The following is a 19,266-nucleotide window of genomic DNA, read 5'->3' on the forward strand; positions in this document are numbered from 1 at the left end:
CGGCCGGAGGAGCGTCCGGCGGAACGTCCGGAGATCCGGGCTGGGGTACGGGTGGGACGGGATCCTGTGGGGCGGCCGGCGTCCAGGGAGGGACCAACGGCACGCCTGGGCCGGGACCGTCACTAGATTGCGACGTTCCCATGCTCTCTCGTCTTTCTGATCGCCGTCTTCACCGGGCGCGAAACGTCAGGAGACGAATTCCATGCATCGAGGACACTTCTCGACCATGGACGGTCGCCGATCTTCGGCACGATGTTCGGTTGGATCTGTTGCGAAGGGCGGTCCGCGAGAAATGCAGCGAGACGGGCTCCTTGTGGTGGGTCGGCATCTGCGAGAGCGATGCAGGCGTTGAGGATAGGCGGGACACCCCAGTCCTGCTCCTTTCTGGCGCGCTCGAGCAGGCGATCCATCATCACCGTGACTTCGATACGCGAGACCCGGGTCAGCCTGTCCTTGAGCTGGTGGGCCATGTCGGGGTGCTCGAGCAGGGCCGTGAGCAACTCGGCCGCCTCCGACGACAGGCGGTCTTCGGGCGTGATAAGCGGCGCCTGCTCGCGGCCGACGTAGAGCGCGCCGCGCAGGTCGTGGTCGTGAAGGGGCGGCGAGAGCGCCAACCATTCCTTCACGAAGGGAGCGTTCCACGGCGCCTTCAGATCGAGATCGCGCCCCGCTGTCGCCGCGTCTTCCCATTCTTGGAGGAACGTAGGCTTTCCCTCACCCGAGGCGCTGACGTTCTTGACCAGTTCGGCATACGCTGCGGTGTCGCCGATGCGCTCGAAAAGCAACAGCTTAGCGAGCACCGCTTCGTCGACGCCAACGCCCTGCGCTTTCGAGATCGTCATCCGGATCGAGAGCGCGTTCAGGAAGCGCTTGATCAGCCGCGGATTTCCCAGAATCCCCGACGCCGTCGTCATGAGCGAGGCGAGCCTCTCGGCCGTGTCGAATTGACCGACAAGATGCTCGGGCAACTTCACGCCAAGCGATTGGACGAAGGCCCGGTCGACCTTCTTTCCCTGCCACGTCCGCTTGAGCTGGCCAATCATGCCAGCGCGGATCTTCTCCTTGTCGTCGTCGGACAACTCGCTGTTGTCCACGAACAGGAGCATCATGTAGGCGCGGACCTCCTGGGTCCCGAGCTGCGGCACCCGAATGGGAACTTGGATGAGCTTGTCGAAGTAGTTGGTGACCAGCAGGTCGTCGCTGACCCCGACGAAGTGCTTCCGGACGGCGTGCTTGATCATGTCGTTGTCGGCCGCGATCACGAAGGCGGTGTTCTTGAGGAACAGAAAGAGGCGGATCGCCTCCAGGGTCGAGATCGTGGTCTCCGGCAAGCATCGGTCGAGATCGTCGATCAGGACGACCAAAGTTATCCCGAGCTCCTCGAGCGCTTGTTCGAACGCGTCGCGCAGCGCCTGAATCTCCTTCGGCGGTGACGTTTCCTCCTTCGGGTTCAGCAGTTCGCCACCTTCCTGCGCCGCGTCCGCCGCAGCTTTCTTGGCGGCTTCGCCGGTTTCCTTCCCGACCCCTTCGGACCAGACCTTCTTGGCGAGCTCGAAGATCTCGCCGACCGCGCCGACCGGGGGCACCCCGAAATAGATCGAGGCGGCCGAGGTCGCTGCGAGTTTCGCGGCCCGGAGCCATTTCACGCGCTTGGCAAGGGACGCGACCTTATCGAGTGCCGTCTGTCGGCTCTCCGCTTCCTTCGCGAGCTTGTCAGCGATCACATCCATCAACGCAGCACGCGCGTCGTCATAGCCCTGGTAGAGCCAGGCATTGAACTCGACGAAGACGTACTTGTCGGCGGCCTTCTTCCCGCTCTCGTCCTTCCTGGCGGCGATCGCCGAGCGGGTGAGCTTGATCATCGAGGATTTGCCGATGCCCCAGGCGCCAGACACGCCGATCGAGATCGGGCGTCCCTTGGCCTGCACAATGATCTCGGCCACGGTTTCGGCGACGCCGGAGAAGTTCAGGAAGTCCCGCTCGGTTTCGTTATCGGGCCACATCGGCAATCTCTCGCCTGAAAAAGCTTTTGGAATCGAAATATCTGTTGCGCGAGCAGAGGAAAGGCGGCGCGACTGCCGAGCGCTGCGTTGTTACGTTCCGTTCTCCGAAAGTGCAACCCAGACCTTCTTCTTACGTCCTATGGTTGCTGCTCTGCACACGCGCTTCAAGTCTCCATCGCTTCGGCCATTATCGCGAAAGTGACCTGCAGGACGCTGCAAAGAGGCGGGGATGCGGCCGACGGCCCCGCCGGGACCACTGCGACGAAACTCCTAGGCAGTCGCCGCCGAAGCGGTAACCATCTCCGATCCGCTTCGGTTTGCGCCCTTTTTTGTTGCCCACTGCTTGTTTATATTCTGAGGTCCACACGACGGTCGGAAAAGCGGGCGGAGAGGCGCTCCACGCGATGGGCGACGGGCTAAATGAAGGCATAGTGGGCGACACCGCGAAGCTGATGATGCATCGGCTGATCGTGCGGATGCTTCGCCGCGACCCGTCATTGGTCGAGAAGGCGAAGTTGGCTCATGAGCGCCAAGCCAGTCAGTTCGCCGGCTGGCCCTTCGTGCGCGAGTGGCAGGAACTGCTTGCGCTACCTCCCAAGGAACTAGCCTCTAAACTCGTCAGCCGCGACCGCGAGATGGTGCGGCTGCGTAATACCTCGCCGTTCTGGCTCGCCGAGGGAGTCGATTTTGGCGACTACCATGCCCGTGTCCGCTTGAGGAAGGCGGCGAGACGGATCGTCAAACGCAGCCTGTCTGCGCAGCCTGACTTCCTTGTTCCGGGAGGTCCTTGATGGCCGAAGATCGCGGCATACGGACTATGGATGACCTTCTCCGGGTCGTCCGAGCCTTGGCCTTCGAATTCAACACCGACAACGTCTTCGTCGTCGGCAGCCAAGCCATTCTGGCATCGATGCCCGATGCGCCGGAGCCGGCAAGAGCATCGCCGGAGATCGACGCTTTCCCGGAGAACGCTAGGATTTGGGAGCTGGAAGAAAATGCCAAGTCGCCGGGCGGCGATCCGAACGTCGCATCGGAGCACATCGACGGCTTGTTCGGTGAGGGCAGCCAATTCCACCGTACTCACGGCTTCTACATCGACGGCGTCGACGAGACGACGGCCAAACTGCCGGCGGGCTGGCAGGTTCGCGCGATCAAAGTAAGGACCGAAGTCGCAGGACGAAGCGTGTACGGCATAGCGCCGGCTCCGGAGGATTTGATCGCCTCCAAACTTGCGCGACTGGATGACAGAGACAAGCAATTCGTCGAGGCCATTCATGCGCAACGCCCGCTTGACCTAGACCTCGTCGAACGGCGGATACATGAGACAAATCTGGATCCGGCACTCCAGCAACGAGCGATTGCCTATATCAGAAGCTTGAGGCCCGAGAAAAAGCCGGAAGCACCGAAGTTGCCGTAGGTCATCGCGGTTCGAGGGGAGGGCGAAGGGATCAAGTGCCCTACATTTTCCCGATATTTAGAGTCCGGGCCGCAGCCGACGACCACAGCAACGGAGCGCTTGGCTCGATGGAGGGCCGTCAATGTATCTTTCGATGCCTCCAACGATCTTTTGCGCCGCTCCCCATCGCAATCGAGATGATCTAACTGCGCGAAACGGAAGCAAGTCGAGGCAGCCGACACCGGCTTTTTGTCGGAGCGGCCGGACCGGTGGCCCCAAGGAACATCTTCATGCTCGCGATCGTAGTTTGCGTCTGGCATCCGGAGACCGACGAGCTTCTCTTTGAGGGTGCGAGCACGTCCTTGAGCGTCCAGAACGTTCGCGACATCGTCGGGCCGAGCTTTCCGGAAGATCCGGAAATTATGACAGCGCACCCCGTGCCTGTTGTGCATGGGCGCGCGCTTCTTCACTTAATGGGAAAGAGGTTCGACGGTGATGGCGAGTTTCAGGTTTCCTGCGAGCCTCTAAGGGTCGCCGAAGTCTCTCGGTTGTCGAACTAGCGGCCCGGAACAATTCTCGGCAGGGCCCCGCCATTGCGGCGCTGTCGGGTGTACTGCGCGCGACCACTTGCTCGATCGACGTCAGCTATCCAAAACCTCCCCATCCGCATGCTTCGCTACCCAAACATCGTGGATGACGGAAGGGCGATTGATGCCTTGCTTCTTCAATTCCGGTTCAGGAACGCTTTGCAGAAACGTCAGCGAATAAACTCGATGATTGCCGTCGAGGACACTTAAACCCGTTGCTATCGGCATGGTGACAGGCACGCGGGGGAACTGTCCTTTCACCGCCAGGTAGCTCACGCAAGATTCAAAGCGCTTCTTGCTGTTGTCGCCGCCATAGCCATTCTCGATTCCGAGGACCAACGCCTCGAACATGGAATTCATGATCTTGCGGGAATTAAGCGACAGCTCGTCGAAGCCACAGTCGCGCGACTCCTTCGTCCACGTGACCTTCTTCCACCACGATACCGGCTTCACGATGATGTACTGCCACCGATGGCCGTTGAAGGGGACCGGTGGGGGCCAGCCCATGCCCTCCTGGTTCGCCAAGTTCAATAGCCATTGATCCACCACGTCGTCCGGCCAATCCGGCAGGTCAGCTTTGATGTCGGCAAGCGCGACCAAGAGCGTCTCCTCGAACGTTTAGGCGGGCCCGGTCGACTGTGCTGTCGACTCCACCTGCGGATAGTAGCGTTTGAAGTCGTCATGGCTCGCCAGTGCGGTTGGGCGATACGCGCCGACGCCAGCACATTGTCTGACTTCCGGCAGGTCGAAGCGCGTGCGCACGGTCGGATGTACCGGCGCCTGGTGGTTGATCTCGCGGACTTCGACTTCCCAGTTCCTGGTGCCGACGAGGTTTTGGAGCCATCGCCATTTCGGCAGACTGGCGGCGTAGGCGTCGAGCGTGTCGCGCATGCCCGCGATCTCGCAATGCTGAACGCCGTTCGCGCCGGGGAAGACGTTCAGTGCCGGTCCGTTGTCACCAGTCTTCGGCATCCTGATCCCGTCCACGTAGACCGGCCCGGTGATCAAGCCGTCCGGGATGGACGTGGCCTGCTCGCACATCCAGGCGAGGGCGATATCCGACAAACGCGATTCCGGTTCCGGATAAGATCCGCCGATATCCGAGTGGTTCCCTGCGAACCAGAGCTGGATGAGACGCGGAACACCCGGCGTTGCAGGGTGCACAGACGGCTCGGTGCCGCCCCAGCCGACCCGGGCGAAATCCTTGCGCGTCTCGTCGATCGCGTTCGCCGAGCGTGCAAAACGTACGTGTTTGCTGAGAAGGCGATCGAAGTTCTTGCCCGTCCACTCGGCGGTATGAGAGCGCGGCGGATCGCCCTTGTTCGGGAAGTCGTAGATGGTCTTGAGATTGACCGTTCGCTGCCGTTTCCAGAACCAGAAGACGGCAATCAGCATCGCCAGATGCGTGACCAGCCACGCCGGCACGATAAAGCCCCATAGCAGGCCGGCCTCCGAGACGATGGCCGTCAGCGCACCGATGATCGCGGCCGGAACGAGCGAAGCGAAGAAGGCGAGGGCAGCGACGCCGAGAGTCAAGCCGGCCTGGATCATCCGGCGTCGCGGACCGCTGGCGCCGAGGGCAGCGACCGTATCGAACACGCCGACGAAATATGCCGCGGCGTTGGCATCCAAGCCGTCGCCGGAGCCGTACTTGGTCTGAAATCGCCGCGCCAGTTCGAGCCTCTCCGCCTCGAACTGCTCACGCGGGTGGCCCGCGCCGTGTTCCAGCACGGTATCCACAGCTTCCCAAGCGATGTCCTTCACGGCCTTGCGGTAGCGCATCAATGGGCCGGAGGGCGTCTTCTTGGGGACGCCGCAGAGCATCAGCAGGTTCGCCAGGCTTCGGACCGTGTAGGCGCCCCGGCTGAACCCGAAGAGGAATATCCGGTCACCGTCTTCGTAGTGGTTGATGATGAATTCGTAGCAGTCGGCAATGTTGCGCTTGATGCCGTCGCCCGCGATGGATCCGAGCATCTTCTGGACGAAGCGCACCGGAGCGGTGAGGGCGGTAGCGCCGATATCCGTCCCAAGGCCCGCGTCGTAGAAGACCACTTGCCTGGACGGATCGATGGCCGTGTCCGCGTGGTCGCGGCTCACACGGTACATCTTGTAGATGTTGCTGATGCGCTGCTCCGGACGCGCGCCGCCGTCTTGGCCGGTTCCGTCGGAATAGACGACGATGTTCTTGCTCATCCTGAACCTGTTCATCCGCTGCGGGGCCGGCCTCACGCCGGTGCCACCCCAATTTCGCGATCATGCCGCCTCTCGGCTAGAAAACCAAGAACACCGGGTGAACAAAGCCGGTTCCAGATGATTAAAACTTGAACAATTTCATATATATAGCGTGATAAAATTAATCTGGTAGCACATCTTGCGTGGCCAAATTGCCATCATATCTTCTTAAGTGCGCCCGTCCGATCTGCAATCGGTCAAGGAGCCGCGACCGACCTTTCGATCGTTAAATCAGGGGGATGGGAATGGCAGTTAAAGCATCACTTTTCAAAGTCGACAACGGCGACATGGTGCTGTTCGAGACCGAGTCCGGTCGCCGGATCCTGACCGACATCAACATCCGGGAGGCGGCCGACGACGAGGACGACGACACCCCCAACGTGGGGAAACAGCTCCGGAACAAGCTCGATCGGGACGATAAGGGGAGGCTGTTCGTCGATGGCTTTCTGAACACCCATCCGGACGCCGACCACATCCGGGGCCTGGTCAAGCACTTCCATCTCGGCGACCCGTCGACCTGGGTGAAGGCCGACGACAAGATCATCATCCGTGAAATGTGGTCCTCGCCGATCGTGTTCCGCCGGGCGAAGGCGAAGGACGAGGATCACGTCCTTTGCGCCGACGCCGAGGCTTGGCGCGACGAGGCCCGCCGCCGCGCCAACAGGTTCAAGAAGGAACGGACCGCCGAGGACGGCAACCGCATCCTGATCCTGGGCGAGGACGTCGACGGCAAGACCGATGACCTGACGGAAATCCTGGTGAGGGTCGACGAGGTGTTCTCGAAGATCTGCGGCGTACAGGACACTTCCTTCGAGGCGCGGCTGCTGGCGCCGATGCCTGCCGACGACGAAGCGGAGGAGGAGGTTCTGACGAAGAACAACTCCAGCGTCATCATGCGTCTGGACCTGAAGGTGTCCAAGGTCACCCGCGGGCGCTTCCTTCTCGGCGGCGACGCCGAAGTCGCGATCTGGGACCGCATCTGGGAGCGCAACAAGAAGTGGCCCGAGCGTCTGCAGTACGACGTTCTGATCGCTCCGCACCACTGTTCGTGGCACAGCCTTTCCTACGATAGCTGGTCCGAAAAGGGCGAGAAAGCCAAGGTGTCCGAGCCCGCCCGGAGCGCCCTCGGGCAGCCGCTGGATGGCGCGCTGATCGTGGCCAGCAGCAAGACCATCAAGGACGACAAGAACGATCCGCCGTGCATCCGTGCGAAGCGCGAATACGTCGATATCCTCGATCCCGTGAAGGGCGAATTCAAGTGCGTCGCCGACAGTCCGGGCGACGACCCGCTGGCGATCGAGGTCACTTCGGCCGGACCGCGCATCAAGCGCGCTGCGGTCGCCGTCAGCGTCGCCGCCGGTACCGGTATCGGAAGCCAGCCGCTCGCCCACGGATGAGCCGATGGCGGCGATCTCCGCGGCAGACGACATTCCCATACCCGTCCGACGGGCGCTGCGCCTGATCGAGGCTCACCCGTCCGTCGAACGGGTGACCGCCGAACGGGTCGAAGGAAGCGACGCCATCCGGGCCATCGTGGAGATCCGGACCGAGCTCCCGAACGCATGGAGGGCCGCGGGCGAGAGCCCGTCGGGCGTCCGCGCGGTCGAGCCCGTGACGTTCATATTCACGGCAGGATATCCCCTGGGGGCGCCGCTTATCCGCCTCCGCGCGGACTTCAATCGCAGCCATCCGCACATTCAGCCCTCGAGAGACGGCGGTCCACCTGAACCGTGTCTCGTCGCCGGTTCGCCGCGTGAGGTTCTGCGGGTTCGCGGAATAGGCGGCCTTTTCGAGCAACTGGTCGACTGGCTGGACAAGGCTGCGATGGCGCAGCTGATCGATCAGGAGCACGGCTGGGAGCCGGTGCGGCGTGACGGGATCGACGACGTGATCGTCGCGGATCCGACCTGGTTGACGGGTCTGCCCACCCGCGACGGCGGCTGCGCTGTCTTCGCGGCCTGGTACTACGCCTCCGATCGCGGCGAACTCGTCACCTATCGCATGGAGGTTCCGCCAGGAGAAAAGTTGCCGCTGCGGCCGGAAATGGCCGACCAGTGGTGGTTCGAGCCGGTCGGTGCCCGAGGGAGAAGGGGCATCACCAATGCCTTGGTCGCGTGGTCGGGAAAGCTCCCGACCGGTCGGCCGTTCGTGGCGGATCGCTATCTTCCGGAAACGGTCACGACGATTGACGAGCTCCTGAAGCGGGCGGCCGAACTGGGCTGCCGCGAATTCCTGGAGCCGAAGCTCGGAATCCTGCAGGAGCGGGTTTCGCAATCGAAATTGAAGGAGAAGCAGCCGATAGCCGTCATTCTGTTGGCGCGCCGCCCGTTCGAGGTGATCGGCACGACTTCGCCGATCGAGATATGCCCCTACGTCGTGGAATTGCGCGGCGGCGAGGCGCTCTCGTCAGGCAGCGGCAAGCTGGTCAGAACCGCCACGCACCGAGATGAAGTATCCCCCGAATTGCTGCGACGCGCTGCGGGCGACGACGGGCAGGCGCTGCGTCCGTGGACGCTCCTCGGCTGCGGAAGCACCGGATCCAAACTCGCCGTTCATCTCGCCAGGTCCGGACGGGGACCCGCGGCCCTCATCGACGACGGCATCCTGCAAGCTCACAATTTCGCGCGCTACGCCACGCTTCCCTCCGACACGAAAGTCGAAAGCTTCTGGTCCATTCCAAAGGCGCACTACCTGGCCGAGGCACTCGCGACCCTCAAGCAGCCGACGGTGCCGCACGTCGTGGACGTCGTCGCGCGCGCATTCGATGACCAATCGATCGCCCCGTTGGTCGCCCGAGACAGCTTTGCCGTAGTCAATACGACCGGCTCCGCAAGCGTGCGCGAGGCGCTGGTCTTGCCTGGAGTTACGGTCGACCGGCCCCGCGTGGTCGAGGCATGCATGCTGGGCATCGGAAGCGTCGGCCTGATGTCGGTGGAGGGGCCGGCGGCCAACCCGTCGGCGACCGATCTGATCTGCGAGGCCTATCGCCTGATCCATTCGGATCCCACCCTCAGGAACGAGGTCTTCAACACGAAGGCCGAAGCGATCGCGATCGGTCAGGGCTGCGCGGCCATCACGATGCCGCTGTCGGACGGTCGCTTGTCCTCGTTCGCGGCGCCGATGTCCGAGCATATTCGCCGGCTCCAACGCGACGGTCTTCCCGAGACCGGCGAGGTGCTGGTCGGCAGTTTGGCGGCCGATGGGCTGAACCAGATATGGCATCGCAAGGATATCCGGCCGCGCATCGTGGTAGGCGACGGCACGGACAGCGTCGTGCGCCTTAGTCCCGAGGTCGACGACACGATCCGGCGAGAGGTCGCTGCGCGCCGTGGTTCGGAGACGGGCGGCATCATCGTCGGCCGATATTCGGACGTCGCCAACGTCTTCCACGTCGTAGGCACCATGCCCGCGCCGCCCGACAGCAAATTCTCGCGCGACGAGTTCGTGCTGGGCACCGAGGGACTGAGGCCCATGCTGGAAGATCTGATCGAAGGATCTGGCGGCGCACTCTACGCGCTCGGGACCTGGCACAATCATCTCGTCCCCAGCGGCCCGTCCAGGAAGGACGTGAAGACCGCCGCTCTGCTTTCGATCCGCCAGTATTTTCCGCTGCTGATGCTGATCCATACGCCGGCTGGATACGTCCATTTCACCGCTGAAGCCTTGTCCGGGGCCGCCAGCTCGCACAGCGCCGTGGTCAAGGTGGCAAGATGATGGATCCGAGATCTCCAGACCTGTCGCCGGCCAGGAGCCACGACTGTACAGGGGCGATCCGATGATCGACATTTCGAAGCTCTTCGATCCCTATTCACGACAGGCTCGCCTGTTTCCGGGCTTGCTCACGCTGTTTCCGATCATCCTCACTGCGATCGCGTGGTTTCCTCGGCTGGTCACCTCGAGCTGGGGCGCCACGCTGGTGACCATCGCGACATCCTGCGGGCTCCTGTATGGCTTGAGCGTCCTGAGCAGATCGCGCGGCAAGAAGGTGGAGAAGCGGCTCCTGGCTGAATGGGGAGCTTGGCCATCGACGATCTGGCTGCGCCATCGCGAAGAACTCCTTCCGCCGCCGGTTTTGGCCCGATACCACGCGTTCTTCGCGAAGAACGTGCCGTTTTTCGTTACGCCAAACCCGGAACAGGAGAGGGCGGATCCGAAGGCCGCGGACGCCATGTACGCATCGGGGGTGAAGTGGCTTCAGGAACGTTGCCGTGGGAAAGCCTATCCACTCGTCGAGAAGGAGAATGCCGAATACGGCTTTCGCCGGAACCTGCGCGGATTGAAACCGATCGGGGTCGCTGCCTGCTTGGCGGCTCTTCTGATTTCAGTTCTCACGGTCGTCTGGCGCTACGACAACATCATCCCGGCCGTGTCCAGTTTCTCCATGTCGGCACCTCTCGCGGCGTTGGCCGCCATCAAGCCCGCAGCGATCGGAGCGATCTGCGTCGATCTGGTCGCATTGACGGCATGGTTTGCCGTCGTACGCGACGATTGGGTTCGGGACGCCGGCGATCAGTTCGCACGGGCCGTGCTGGCCTGCTGCGACACGCTTGAGGTGCCGGCCGCCGCCCAGCCGGCGGCGGCCTCATCCGCAAAACGTCCGCGGCGGGCATCGACCGCGACCGGGGAAACCAGGTCCCGGCAGACTCGCTCGGAAGGTGAGGAATCATGATCTCAGACGCGAGGAGGAGATGCATCTCCTCGCGTCGATCCATCGGCTCAACGATCAACTATCCGAGGTGGACTCATGCGCTTGCGGAATTTGGAGAAATACAAAACGGGTGGTTCTGGCAACAACTTGACGCTTGGCATTCCGCTGCCGAAGACGCCGGATGGCCGGGTGTACCGGTATTCACCCAACGAGGACGCACATCCGCGCCTCTTTCTTCTGGGCGACCGAGTATCGGATTTCGCTCTACCCGAGGCCTTGACGTCTCGCATGACGCACGCGCCCGGTACGCCAGGCACAGTCTGTCCGTATAGCGGCGTTCTGGACGACGACGAGAACTTTACCCATCCGGACGACCTCGCGGCTGCCAAGGAAATCGTCGCTCATGCCTTTCACGCCGACGCTGCGGCGGCAATCCACGGCATGTTCGATGACCTCGCCCGGAAGAACGCTGGCAACAAGTCTTTCAAGGTGACGACTGGCGCACGGCCGTCGCCCAAACCCGCACCGCGGTTCGCTCGAAACGATCTTCTCCGCGAGTTGGTATGCGACGAGTGCGGCCGGGACTACGGCGTTTACGCCATCTCCCTGTTCTGCCCGGATTGCGGAGCGCCCAATATTCACCTGCACTTTGCGCGGGAAATCGCGCTGGTCCGGGAGCAGGTCGAACTCGCGGGCCAACTCGGCTCTGAAAGGCGTGAACTCGCCTATAGGATGATGGGCAATGCGCATGAAGACGTACTGACGGCCTTCGAAGCGACCTTAAAGACGGTATACCTATACAAGGCGACCACTCGGCCGCCGGACGTCGCGGCGACGAAGCCGGTCGCCAACGACTTTCAGAACATCGAGCGCGGCCGCAAGCGCTTCGCCGAGTTCGACTTCGATCCGTTCGGGACTTTGACGGCCGACGCTCTCGCCGTCCTGACGCTGAACATCCAGAAGCGGCATGTCATCGGACACAATCTCGGCGTGGCCGACGCGAAGTTCGCCGAACATGCTGCGGAGGCCCGCCTGGGCGAAACGGTGCCTCTGGTCGGCGACGACATCCTGCAGTTCGCCGCGATTGGTCAGTTGGTGATCGACGGTCTCGACGGATGGCTCGCTGCAGGCGAAGCTCCGCCGCCGACTAAGGACAGGCTGAGCATTCCGCTGATCGCGCCGCCAGCAAAGAAGAAGCCCGAGTTGAAGATCGGCGAACTCGGGCCATTGGCGATCCGGATAGGATTGTGGGTATCGGAACAATCCCAAAAGGGCTTCGACTGCTTCATTCCCGAGCAAGACCTCATCGAGGCGTTTCCGGAATCCAACATCGACGATTTGGCGTTTGCCGTCGCCGAGCTCGAAAGCGATGGCTATCTGAGAACGAGCTCGATGATTTCCACGCGGCTTCCGCGGATGTTCACCACCGCGGAGCTTTTTATCACGTTCGATCCCCATACCGGGCAAAGCACCCCGAAACGGACGTGGTGGCGCTGGTCGATCTTGCTCTCGGCAAATCTGGGACCGGGACCGTCGATGCGGAAGAATTGCATGCGGCCTCCGGCTGGTCGCTTCGACGCTTCAATCCACCTTTCGCCTACCTGGTGTCGCAGATCGACGATCGACGGGTCCTTCATGGAGGCACGGAAGACTATCCATCACGCGGCTTTCTGATGACCGATGGCGATCGGGTTGCGCTTCAGCGCTTCGCGGCCCGTTTGCGCCGATGATGGTCATCTTATGCCGGCCTAGGTCGATCCTATGCGCGGGGGCGCCCCCAAATCCGCACCCCGCTCGCCCGGCGAGCGGAATTCGCGCCCGTGGGTCGATGTCGGAGGGCAGCGCCTACGATGGCCATGACGCGCGTCACTGGCCCCTCGCGAGGCGCTGGCAGCGTGCGTCATAAATGCCGGCACCGGGAAGCTAACCCTCATCCCGACAACCTAGAGCGCAAGCCTAGCCCTTCAGGGCCGGGTCAAGGCGCGTGCCGATTGCAGCGAGTTTTCCACGCCTTCGAGCCCGCTGAGAGCGGATTCCGTTCGCGTCACGCTGCGGCTTCGTTGATCGAAACGATTTCTCGAAAGCGTCCTTTCGCGAATGCACGTTTGGCGGACCGAAGCTCGAACTCGCCACCGTTAGTGAACACCGGGCGCGCCTGTTCAGCGCAGATGACATGCGCCCGGAAAGAGCCCTTGCCATGAAGAGCAATCCCCTCGGGTGGAGTGGTCTCTAGAATGAAGCACACGCAGTAGTGCTCCCCGACAACGAAGTTGGGACGCACTGCCGTCGTCAGCACAGGGGGATGCGCATCGTTTCCCGTCATCTCCACGTCCGCGATCAGATCGACCTTGTAAGTCTTCATTTCACGACTCCCGAGGCCCAAATCTCCTGGATGCCTCCGGTTCGGGATGCATCCAAATTTACCATCTGCAGGCCTTCCTGACCAAACGACACCACGGCCCGACCGGCGTCCGTGAACCTGTCGGCCATGGTCAAGGTCGCTGCGCACACGCGCGAGGTCACGATGAACATCTCCTTGGTCGCCGTCGTTTCGTACTGCTGATTGAAGCCCGCGATCCACTTGGCGTCTTCAAACCTGAGCATGAACTGCTTCGCCCCTATCCCGGTCTGGAGAATGACATAGCGCTGGATGGCCGCAATTTCCAAGCGCTCGATCTTGCCCACCGCCCGATACACCGGAACATAGTCGCCGTCGCAGGCTGGGGTATGCGCATCCAGTTTTCGCTTCTCGCGAGCCACCTTGCCGACGTAGGCAGTTCCTACGGCGACGGTCGCTGCACACAGAAATGGGTGCCGGATGCAGGCACCCATCGCCTTCTTACCCGCATAGGCACCGCCGGCTACGGCCGCGCTCGCGCCCATCGGCAGGGCCACGGCTTGCGCGCGTGCGGAGCTCATCGGCAGCGCGAGTGTCGCCAAGGTCAGGGAAAGAACAAAGAACTTTTTCATCCGATACCTCGATCATGAGGCATAACCGAAGCTGCTTAGGATCACGCGGATCTGGGAGACACAATTTTAGTCGAATTCAAGTGTTGCTCAGGTGATCGGCAATACCGTCACTCCGGCGCCTTGTAGCTCTTCGAGATCTTCCGAAGTGCCGAGAGGAAGCCTGGGTCGGCATGCTGGCGCTCGATCACGGCTTCCACGTTAGCCGCGCCGCCGATGGTGGCGGTCACGACGAGAACATCGGCAGGACCACCCAACCCTCGATGACGTCGTCGCACCGTCGCGGCGATGATGGGCGAGGGCGCCGGAGAGCTCGACGCGGTCTCGGCCAACTCTCGTCGCCGAAACAGCCGCAGCGATTCATCAGTTCTGCTCGATTAGCTTGTGATGCGTTGGCATGCTTCTGCACCGCAGTCATTCGACCGGGTTCGAGCCCGAGCTCAACGAGACTTTCGGGATTCCGGCCCCGGGCCGGCAAGTCCGACGCCGCAATCGCTGGACAGAACCGCGGTTGACAGCATCTAAGAGTTCGGTTCAGACTTAATGAGGTCGGTATTGGCGCCCCGCTTCAGCGGTGCCGGCAGGAAGGCGTCGATTTCGGCGTCTGTGAAGGTCAAATCTTCCTTGTTTTTCAGAGCGTCCTGAGCCTTGCCGTAAGCCCTCGCGTCGGTATGGGGAGCGATGCGATAAATCTTGTGGAGTTGGGCCTGCAGTTCGTCGCGGCGTCGGCGGAGCTCCGCGAGCGAAATCGAAGCGTCGCGTATGTCCGCGAGCAGGCTGAGATAGGCTTCCCGGATGTTCCAGATGTCGGAAGCCGCTTCGCGATGCTTTTGGGCAGCCTCGCCGGGATCGATGTCCTTGACGTAGCTGTTGAGGATGAGGAGAGAGATGGCGAGCAGGGCCGTTGCGTAGGGGTAGAAGACCGAATTGCGATCAAATATCACGCCGACGGCGCCGCCCGTGGTCAGCGCGGACAGCACGATCTGGCCGAGTTTTATGTGCGTGAGGCGCGCGGCATAGCCCTCGGCCATTTTCTCGTGCGTCTTGTGAGTGTAGGCGCAGCGTCCGAAACTCTCTCGCACCTGACTTTCGAAGGCGACGCGCTCTGGGTCAGCCGGGATAGAGGGATCCAAACACGTCTTTCCATTTCTGCCTTCGGGACCATTGATGATTGTCGTCATTGTACTGGATTGCCTCCGTCGCGCGTAGATATGCGCTACGCGCCTTGAATTCGAACACACCCTTGCGGTGCACGTGAGAACCACTTCCGGGCGCACGCCAGACGGTCTGGTTCTGATTCTGTTTCGCGAGGTAGTCGAAGAAGTCGCGCGCCATGAAGTCGTGATACAAGAACGACTTGTCACGGTGCGGATATGTCTCGATGAACTGATACGCCAACGTGTCGATGAGAATGCCACTGATCGGCACCGCACAGTGTCGCGCCCACACTCGCATCATTCGGCCGAGATATTTAAGGTTCTTGTTCGTGAGGGCGTTGCGTGTGTCGATTGCAGCGATCTCGAGCTCGAGGATTGCACACCTTCCAACTGCCGCCATTGTTGGCGTTCGGATAGGTCCAGCTATCGCTGTTCTGGTTCTCAAAGGCCGGCAGCACCTCGAAGGTCAAATTGTCCTCGAACGAGATGACCACGACCTGGCCATCGCCGAAACTCTCCGAGGTCCGATAGGTCTTCTGGATCGATCGCTTGACGGACTGAAGCAGCGCGGATTGTCCGTTGCCTTGATGGGCGTTGTACTGATGATACACGGCGTTGGGCAGGATAAAGCCGATGTCGAGATCGCTCAGGCCCCGGGCTGCGGTGTCACGACCGTAAGAGCCGACATAGAGACTATGTGCTGTCTCGGAATTCGTGTTCCAGAAATCTGTGTTGAGCTGACGGGTGATGCGCTTGTAACGATAGGAAATCGATGTGATTAGCTCAGTCGTGATCTGGTAGTTGTCCTTGAATTTTTGGAAGTCTTCCCCGACGCCCATAACGTGCAGTGTCCTTGCGGCTGGTTCCGGCGTTCGATGTGGGGAGGGCGGGTGCACTTACAAGTGCGAATTGCCCTGCCGTCCACAGGTCCGACCCGCCGAGTGGACCTGAGCCGGCGAGGAAATGCGTCACCCCGGCCGCCGCAGCCGGCCGCGGCCAGAGCTACGTCTGTCAACAGCCTCCAGCCCCGGATAGACAGCCCGATCCTCGCTTGGTCGAAGGCTTCTCCCTTTGATTATGCTCCGCCCGCCTTTATCTTCAGGTGCTCGGAGGTTTCATGCTGACGAAACAAGCCAGTGAACACGACACAGATTTCTACGGGTGGACCCGGGAGCAAGCCGGCATCCTTAGGGCAACTTCCCCTGCAGACACGCGCCTTGACATCGACGATCTGGCTGAAGAGATCGAAGGGATGGGACGTGCCGAAATCCCGGCGATATCTAGTCTACTTCGACAAACCCTAATTCACTTGCTGAAATCAGCCCTTGAACCTGAAAGTCAGACTCTAACGCGTTGGTTTGAGGAAATCGTCACATTCCAAGGCGATGCCGTCCTGGCCTTTTCGCCAGGACTGAAGCAGCGACTCGATCTTGAGAAAATCTGGCGTGTCGCCTGCAACGGAGCTACCCGCACCTTGGAAAATCGCGGGGCAGTCGTACCTCAATTGCCGTCGACCTGTCCGCTCTCGCTCGATGATCTTCTTGACCCAGAATTCGACCCCGGAGCAGCGACACAACTCCCATCTGCCGCCATCCAATCAGTGGCCAAGCACGGCATCTGAGCATCAAGCCCACAGGGCAGTATGCGCCATGATCAACGTTGGTGGCGCTGACCACATTTTACCCGTCCGGCCGAACGAGAGCGCAAACTTGGGCTTAGAGAGCCCAACGGTAACCGGGAATTCACAACTCTCCGGCGCAAGCCTTGCCGATCGGGTTGACCACCGCGGTGCGTCGACCGATGATTCTGCAAAGACGCAGATCGGATAAGTAGCGTGAAAGCTGTTGCAATAGACCCGTTCGAGCGACGGATTGTCGTCGAGGAGGTAGACCCCACACCCGCTGAGCTCAGGCGATTGTGCGGGTCTCCCAGGCGCGTCCTCGCGACCCTTCCCAATGGGGATGTAATCCTGGCCGCCGAAGGAGAGGGCGCCGATGCCGGGTTTTCGTTAGGAGGGTCGAAGGCTATTCGCAGCTCTGCGATCGTCCTTGGACGGCGGAATTCCTTCGGAGACCGTACAGCAGCGCGGTCGAGTCTCGAAATGCTTGAAGGCCTGATCCGCTGGGTGAGCCCAATCTCGCTTCCGGAACCTGCGCAATCGGGAGAGACCGTCTCGGTGATCGTTGTGGATCCCGAAATTGGATTGATTGATCGCGCTGAGATGGGACGTACTGCCGCGGGGATTGATCACATTCTGGGAGGAGCAGCAGTGCCGTTGCTCAATGCTCCCGGCGGCGACATCGTCTACGGAAAGGCCCAAGAGGACGGCTGGCGCTGGAAAAAGGACGATTGCGTATTTGGTGGCCGCTGCGTGATTGTCGGGAGCGACGCGACGAACACGCCCGCCGAGCCCGTCGCCAACGTTAGAGTACTTCGACGGGACGTGCGCTTCGGTCCGCCAGGCAAGACAGTCTGGCTCGGATACGACAAGCATCCCATGAGGATGACCGCTCGTCCGAGCGCTTGCCCCTAGGCCGATCCAATCAAGCGCCGCAGCCTGCACAAGGCTCAGGGTGCGCCAGCAACAGCCCAAACCCGGCCCCGATGACCGGCCGGTAGATCCCGTCGACGAGCGCAGCGTGGCTCGGCCTATCGCAGTGTAAGTTATCCTGCGATAGGCCGAGCTATCGCTCAGTGCCAAAATTGAATCTCGAAGCGCCAACACCGCCAGTGACAGAATTGAGTCTTCCAGAACCAGGGGCCGATCGAGCCGCGACACGCGTGAAGACGCCGCCGGCCAGAAAGGCCAATTGCATCAGTAGGCGAGTGACAAAATCAACCAAAGGCCCCAGTGACAAATTCAAACGCGAACGACAATCAGGGTCCGATCGCTCCGGACCTGTATCCGTGATTCGCATAAGGTATATTATGGAATATATTTATATATAATTCTCTCCGATACTTAGATAAATCTCCTGCCACAGCGCCTTCGCTCCAGGCCTCTTTCCGGCTTGCCCCTCAACCGGCGGCGCAGCGCATGACGGCTACTGTGCATGGGGTTGTTTTCGCAGATTTTGTCTGACGCATCTGCCGAAAGCGGATATTGCCGCGACGTTGTCCGGCTGCAATAAGCGAGCTTCGCGAGATCGCAGATGACCTTCTGGCCCGACGTCCGTATAGGTTTGCGTCTCACAACAAGAACAAACTTCCGAGGAAGCAGACCCATGGTGTTTTCAACGCGCTTTTCCCGACGCACGCTGCTCAAGGCCTCCGCCGCGACCGCGGTCCTAGGCGGCCTCGGTGCGCCCCATGTGGCTCGCGCCCAGAGCGCTGAGTTCACCTACAAATACGCCAACAACCTGCCGGACACCCATCCGCTGAACATCCGCGCCCGCGAGATGGCGGCGGCGATCAAGACCGAGACCAACGGCAAGTTCGACCTCCAGATATTCCCGAACAACCAGCTCGGCTCCGACACCGACATGCTGAGCCAGATCCGCTCGGGCGGCGTCGAGTTCTTCACGCTGTCGGGCCTGATCCTGTCGACCCTGGTGCCGGCGGCATCCATCAATGGCATCGGCTTCGCCTTCCCGGACTATCCCACCGTCTGGAAGGGCATGGACGGCGACTTGGGCGCCTTCGTGCGCGGCGAAATCAAGAAGGCCGGGCTCGAGGTGATGGACAAGATCTGGGACAACGGCTTCCGCCAGACCACGTCGTCGAGTAAGCCGATCACCGGGCCGGACGATTTCAAGGGTTTCAAGATCCGCGTGCCGGTGTCGCCGCTGTGGACGTCGATGTTCAAGGCGTTCGACGCCGCGCCCGCCTCGATCAATTTCGCCGAGGTCTATTCGGCGCTCCAGACCAAGATCGTCGAGGGCCAGGAAAACCCGCTGGCGATCATCTCGACCGCCAAGCTGTACGAGGTGCAGAAATACTGTTCGCTGACCAACCATATGTGGGACGGCTTCTGGTTCCTGGCCAACCGCAAGGCCTGGAGCGCGCTGCCTGAGGACGTGCGCACCATCGTCGCCAAGAACATCAACGCCGCTGCCGTCAAGGAACGCGAGGATACCGCCAAGCTCAATGCGAACCTTCAGCAAGAGCTCGCCGGCAAGGGCCTGACCTTCAACCAGCCGACCGTCGCGCCATTCCGTGACAAGCTGCGCTCCGCCGGCTTCTATGCCGAGTGGAAAGGCAAGTATGGCGACCAGGCCTGGGACCTGCTGGAAAAGGCTGTCGGCAAGCTGTCGTAACGCGTTGGGGCCGCCGAGGT

General features: G+C 61.5%; 19 protein-coding genes. 10 read left to right on the forward strand and 9 right to left on the reverse strand.

All coding sequences use genetic code 11. The annotated features are described in order from the left end of the window. Positions 1-122: 122 nt before the first annotated feature. Positions 123-2,003: a KAP family P-loop NTPase fold protein gene (locus tag ACQ86E_RS31435; RefSeq protein ID WP_431203249.1), complete on the reverse strand. Its 1,881-nt coding sequence runs from the start codon at positions 2,001-2,003 to the stop codon at positions 123-125. A gap of 404 nt (positions 2,004-2,407) precedes the next feature. On the opposite strand from ACQ86E_RS31435, the gene ACQ86E_RS31440 reads away from it, so the two are divergent. From ACQ86E_RS31440 to ACQ86E_RS31450, 3 genes are all read left to right on the forward strand, one after another. Beyond that, positions 2,408-2,794, forward strand: coding sequence for a hypothetical protein (locus tag ACQ86E_RS31440; RefSeq protein WP_431203250.1), 387 nt, complete (start codon positions 2,408-2,410; stop codon positions 2,792-2,794). Then, positions 2,794-3,420: a DUF6036 family nucleotidyltransferase gene (locus ACQ86E_RS31445; protein ID WP_431203251.1), complete on the forward strand. Its 627-nt coding sequence runs from the start codon at positions 2,794-2,796 to the stop codon at positions 3,418-3,420. The genes ACQ86E_RS31440 and ACQ86E_RS31445 overlap by 1 nt, the downstream gene beginning before the upstream one ends. Positions 3,421-3,689: 269 nt before the next feature. Further along, complete coding sequence (locus ACQ86E_RS31450) at positions 3,690-3,959, forward strand: hypothetical protein (RefSeq protein WP_431203252.1); 270 nt, start codon at positions 3,690-3,692, stop codon at positions 3,957-3,959. Positions 3,960-4,040: 81 nt separating this feature from the next. On the opposite strand, the gene ACQ86E_RS31455 is transcribed toward ACQ86E_RS31450, so the two are convergent. Then, positions 4,041-4,586, reverse strand: a complete 546-nt coding sequence (locus ACQ86E_RS31455) for a hypothetical protein (protein ID WP_431203253.1) — start codon at positions 4,584-4,586, stop codon at positions 4,041-4,043. A gap of 18 nt (positions 4,587-4,604) precedes the next feature. Continuing rightward, entirely contained in the window at positions 4,605-6,179 is a 1,575-nt protein-coding gene (locus ACQ86E_RS31460; RefSeq protein WP_431203254.1) for a DUF2235 domain-containing protein, read from the reverse strand. 284 nt (positions 6,180-6,463) lie between these two features. Here ACQ86E_RS31460 and ACQ86E_RS31465 point away from each other — a divergent pair, with 284 nt between their 5' ends. From ACQ86E_RS31465 to ACQ86E_RS31480, 4 genes are all read left to right on the forward strand, one after another. Continuing rightward, complete coding sequence (locus ACQ86E_RS31465) at positions 6,464-7,615, forward strand: metallohydrolase (RefSeq protein WP_431203255.1); 1,152 nt, start codon at positions 6,464-6,466, stop codon at positions 7,613-7,615. A 4-nt stretch (positions 7,616-7,619) separates the two neighbouring features. Then, a complete protein-coding gene (locus ACQ86E_RS31470; protein ID WP_431203256.1) occupies positions 7,620-9,932 on the forward strand; it encodes a ThiF family adenylyltransferase in 2,313 nt (770 codons plus the stop codon). 61 nt (positions 9,933-9,993) lie between these two features. Then, positions 9,994-10,887, forward strand: a complete 894-nt coding sequence (locus tag ACQ86E_RS31475; protein ID WP_431203257.1) for a hypothetical protein — start codon at positions 9,994-9,996, stop codon at positions 10,885-10,887. 75 nt (positions 10,888-10,962) lie between these two features. Further along, positions 10,963-12,540, forward strand: coding sequence for a hypothetical protein (locus tag ACQ86E_RS31480; protein WP_431203258.1), 1,578 nt, complete (start codon positions 10,963-10,965; stop codon positions 12,538-12,540). A gap of 370 nt (positions 12,541-12,910) precedes the next feature. On the opposite strand, the gene ACQ86E_RS31485 is transcribed toward ACQ86E_RS31480, so the two are convergent. The 6 genes from ACQ86E_RS31485 to ACQ86E_RS31510 all read right to left on the reverse strand — a co-directional run bounded on the left by ACQ86E_RS31485 (position 12,911) and on the right by ACQ86E_RS31510 (position 15,829). Continuing rightward, positions 12,911-13,228, reverse strand: a complete 318-nt coding sequence (locus ACQ86E_RS31485; protein ID WP_431203259.1) for a hypothetical protein — start codon at positions 13,226-13,228, stop codon at positions 12,911-12,913. Next, positions 13,225-13,836: a hypothetical protein gene (locus ACQ86E_RS31490; RefSeq protein ID WP_431203260.1), complete on the reverse strand. Its 612-nt coding sequence runs from the start codon at positions 13,834-13,836 to the stop codon at positions 13,225-13,227. The genes ACQ86E_RS31485 and ACQ86E_RS31490 overlap by 4 nt, the downstream gene beginning before the upstream one ends. Before the next feature lie 107 nt (positions 13,837-13,943). Further along, positions 13,944-14,165, reverse strand: a complete 222-nt coding sequence (locus ACQ86E_RS31495; RefSeq protein WP_431203261.1) for a hypothetical protein — start codon at positions 14,163-14,165, stop codon at positions 13,944-13,946. 189 nt (positions 14,166-14,354) lie between these two features. After that, positions 14,355-15,014 (reverse strand): SLATT domain-containing protein, encoded by a 660-nt coding sequence (locus ACQ86E_RS31500; protein ID WP_431203262.1) that lies wholly within the window; start codon positions 15,012-15,014, stop codon positions 14,355-14,357. Then, on the reverse strand, positions 14,944-15,261 hold the full coding sequence (locus tag ACQ86E_RS31505) for a hypothetical protein (protein WP_431203263.1): 318 nt from the start codon (positions 15,259-15,261) through the stop codon (positions 14,944-14,946). The genes ACQ86E_RS31500 and ACQ86E_RS31505 overlap by 71 nt, the downstream gene beginning before the upstream one ends. Positions 15,262-15,304: 43 nt before the next feature. Then, a complete protein-coding gene (locus ACQ86E_RS31510) occupies positions 15,305-15,829 on the reverse strand; it encodes an SMODS domain-containing nucleotidyltransferase (RefSeq protein WP_431203264.1) in 525 nt (174 codons plus the stop codon). A gap of 278 nt (positions 15,830-16,107) precedes the next feature. Between ACQ86E_RS31510 and ACQ86E_RS31515 the strand changes: the two genes are divergently transcribed. The 3 genes from ACQ86E_RS31515 to ACQ86E_RS31525 all read left to right on the forward strand — a co-directional run bounded on the left by ACQ86E_RS31515 (position 16,108) and on the right by ACQ86E_RS31525 (position 19,246). After that, positions 16,108-16,611 (forward strand): DUF29 domain-containing protein, encoded by a 504-nt coding sequence (locus tag ACQ86E_RS31515; protein WP_431203265.1) that lies wholly within the window; start codon positions 16,108-16,110, stop codon positions 16,609-16,611. A 480-nt stretch (positions 16,612-17,091) separates the two neighbouring features. Next, the gene (locus ACQ86E_RS31520; protein WP_431203266.1) at positions 17,092-17,523 is read left to right on the forward strand and encodes a hypothetical protein; all 432 of its coding nucleotides are present in this window, start codon (positions 17,092-17,094) and stop codon (positions 17,521-17,523) included. Positions 17,524-18,214: 691 nt separating this feature from the next. After that, a complete protein-coding gene (locus ACQ86E_RS31525) occupies positions 18,215-19,246 on the forward strand; it encodes a TRAP transporter substrate-binding protein (RefSeq protein ID WP_431203267.1) in 1,032 nt (343 codons plus the stop codon). Positions 19,247-19,266: the final 20 nt, after the last annotated feature.

The organism is Bradyrhizobium betae, assembly GCF_050632175.1.
GTDB classification, from domain to species: Bacteria; Pseudomonadota; Alphaproteobacteria; order Rhizobiales; family Xanthobacteraceae; genus Bradyrhizobium; species Bradyrhizobium betae_B.

Coding starts and splice junctions, on each gene's coding strand:
- ACQ86E_RS31435 (WP_431203249.1), bottom strand. CDS start 2,003: ATGTGGCCCGATAACGAAACCGAGCGGGACTTCCTGAACTTCTCCGGC.
- ACQ86E_RS31440 (WP_431203250.1), top strand. CDS start 2,408: ATGGGCGACGGGCTAAATGAAGGCATAGTGGGCGACACCGCGAAGCTG.
- ACQ86E_RS31445 (WP_431203251.1), top strand. CDS start 2,794: ATGGCCGAAGATCGCGGCATACGGACTATGGATGACCTTCTCCGGGTC.
- ACQ86E_RS31450 (WP_431203252.1), top strand. CDS start 3,690: ATGCTCGCGATCGTAGTTTGCGTCTGGCATCCGGAGACCGACGAGCTT.
- ACQ86E_RS31460 (WP_431203254.1), bottom strand. CDS start 6,179: ATGAGCAAGAACATCGTCGTCTATTCCGACGGAACCGGCCAAGACGGC.
- ACQ86E_RS31465 (WP_431203255.1), top strand. CDS start 6,464: ATGGCAGTTAAAGCATCACTTTTCAAAGTCGACAACGGCGACATGGTG.
- ACQ86E_RS31470 (WP_431203256.1), top strand. CDS start 7,620: ATGGCGGCGATCTCCGCGGCAGACGACATTCCCATACCCGTCCGACGG.
- ACQ86E_RS31475 (WP_431203257.1), top strand. CDS start 9,994: ATGATCGACATTTCGAAGCTCTTCGATCCCTATTCACGACAGGCTCGC.
- ACQ86E_RS31480 (WP_431203258.1), top strand. CDS start 10,963: ATGCGCTTGCGGAATTTGGAGAAATACAAAACGGGTGGTTCTGGCAAC.
- ACQ86E_RS31485 (WP_431203259.1), bottom strand. CDS start 13,228: ATGAAGACTTACAAGGTCGATCTGATCGCGGACGTGGAGATGACGGGA.
- ACQ86E_RS31490 (WP_431203260.1), bottom strand. CDS start 13,836: ATGAAAAAGTTCTTTGTTCTTTCCCTGACCTTGGCGACACTCGCGCTG.
- ACQ86E_RS31500 (WP_431203262.1), bottom strand. CDS start 15,014: ATGACGACAATCATCAATGGTCCCGAAGGCAGAAATGGAAAGACGTGT.
- ACQ86E_RS31510 (WP_431203264.1), bottom strand. CDS start 15,829: ATGGGCGTCGGGGAAGACTTCCAAAAATTCAAGGACAACTACCAGATC.
- ACQ86E_RS31515 (WP_431203265.1), top strand. CDS start 16,108: ATGCTGACGAAACAAGCCAGTGAACACGACACAGATTTCTACGGGTGG.
- ACQ86E_RS31520 (WP_431203266.1), top strand. CDS start 17,092: ATGCTTGAAGGCCTGATCCGCTGGGTGAGCCCAATCTCGCTTCCGGAA.
- ACQ86E_RS31525 (WP_431203267.1), top strand. CDS start 18,215: ATGGTGTTTTCAACGCGCTTTTCCCGACGCACGCTGCTCAAGGCCTCC.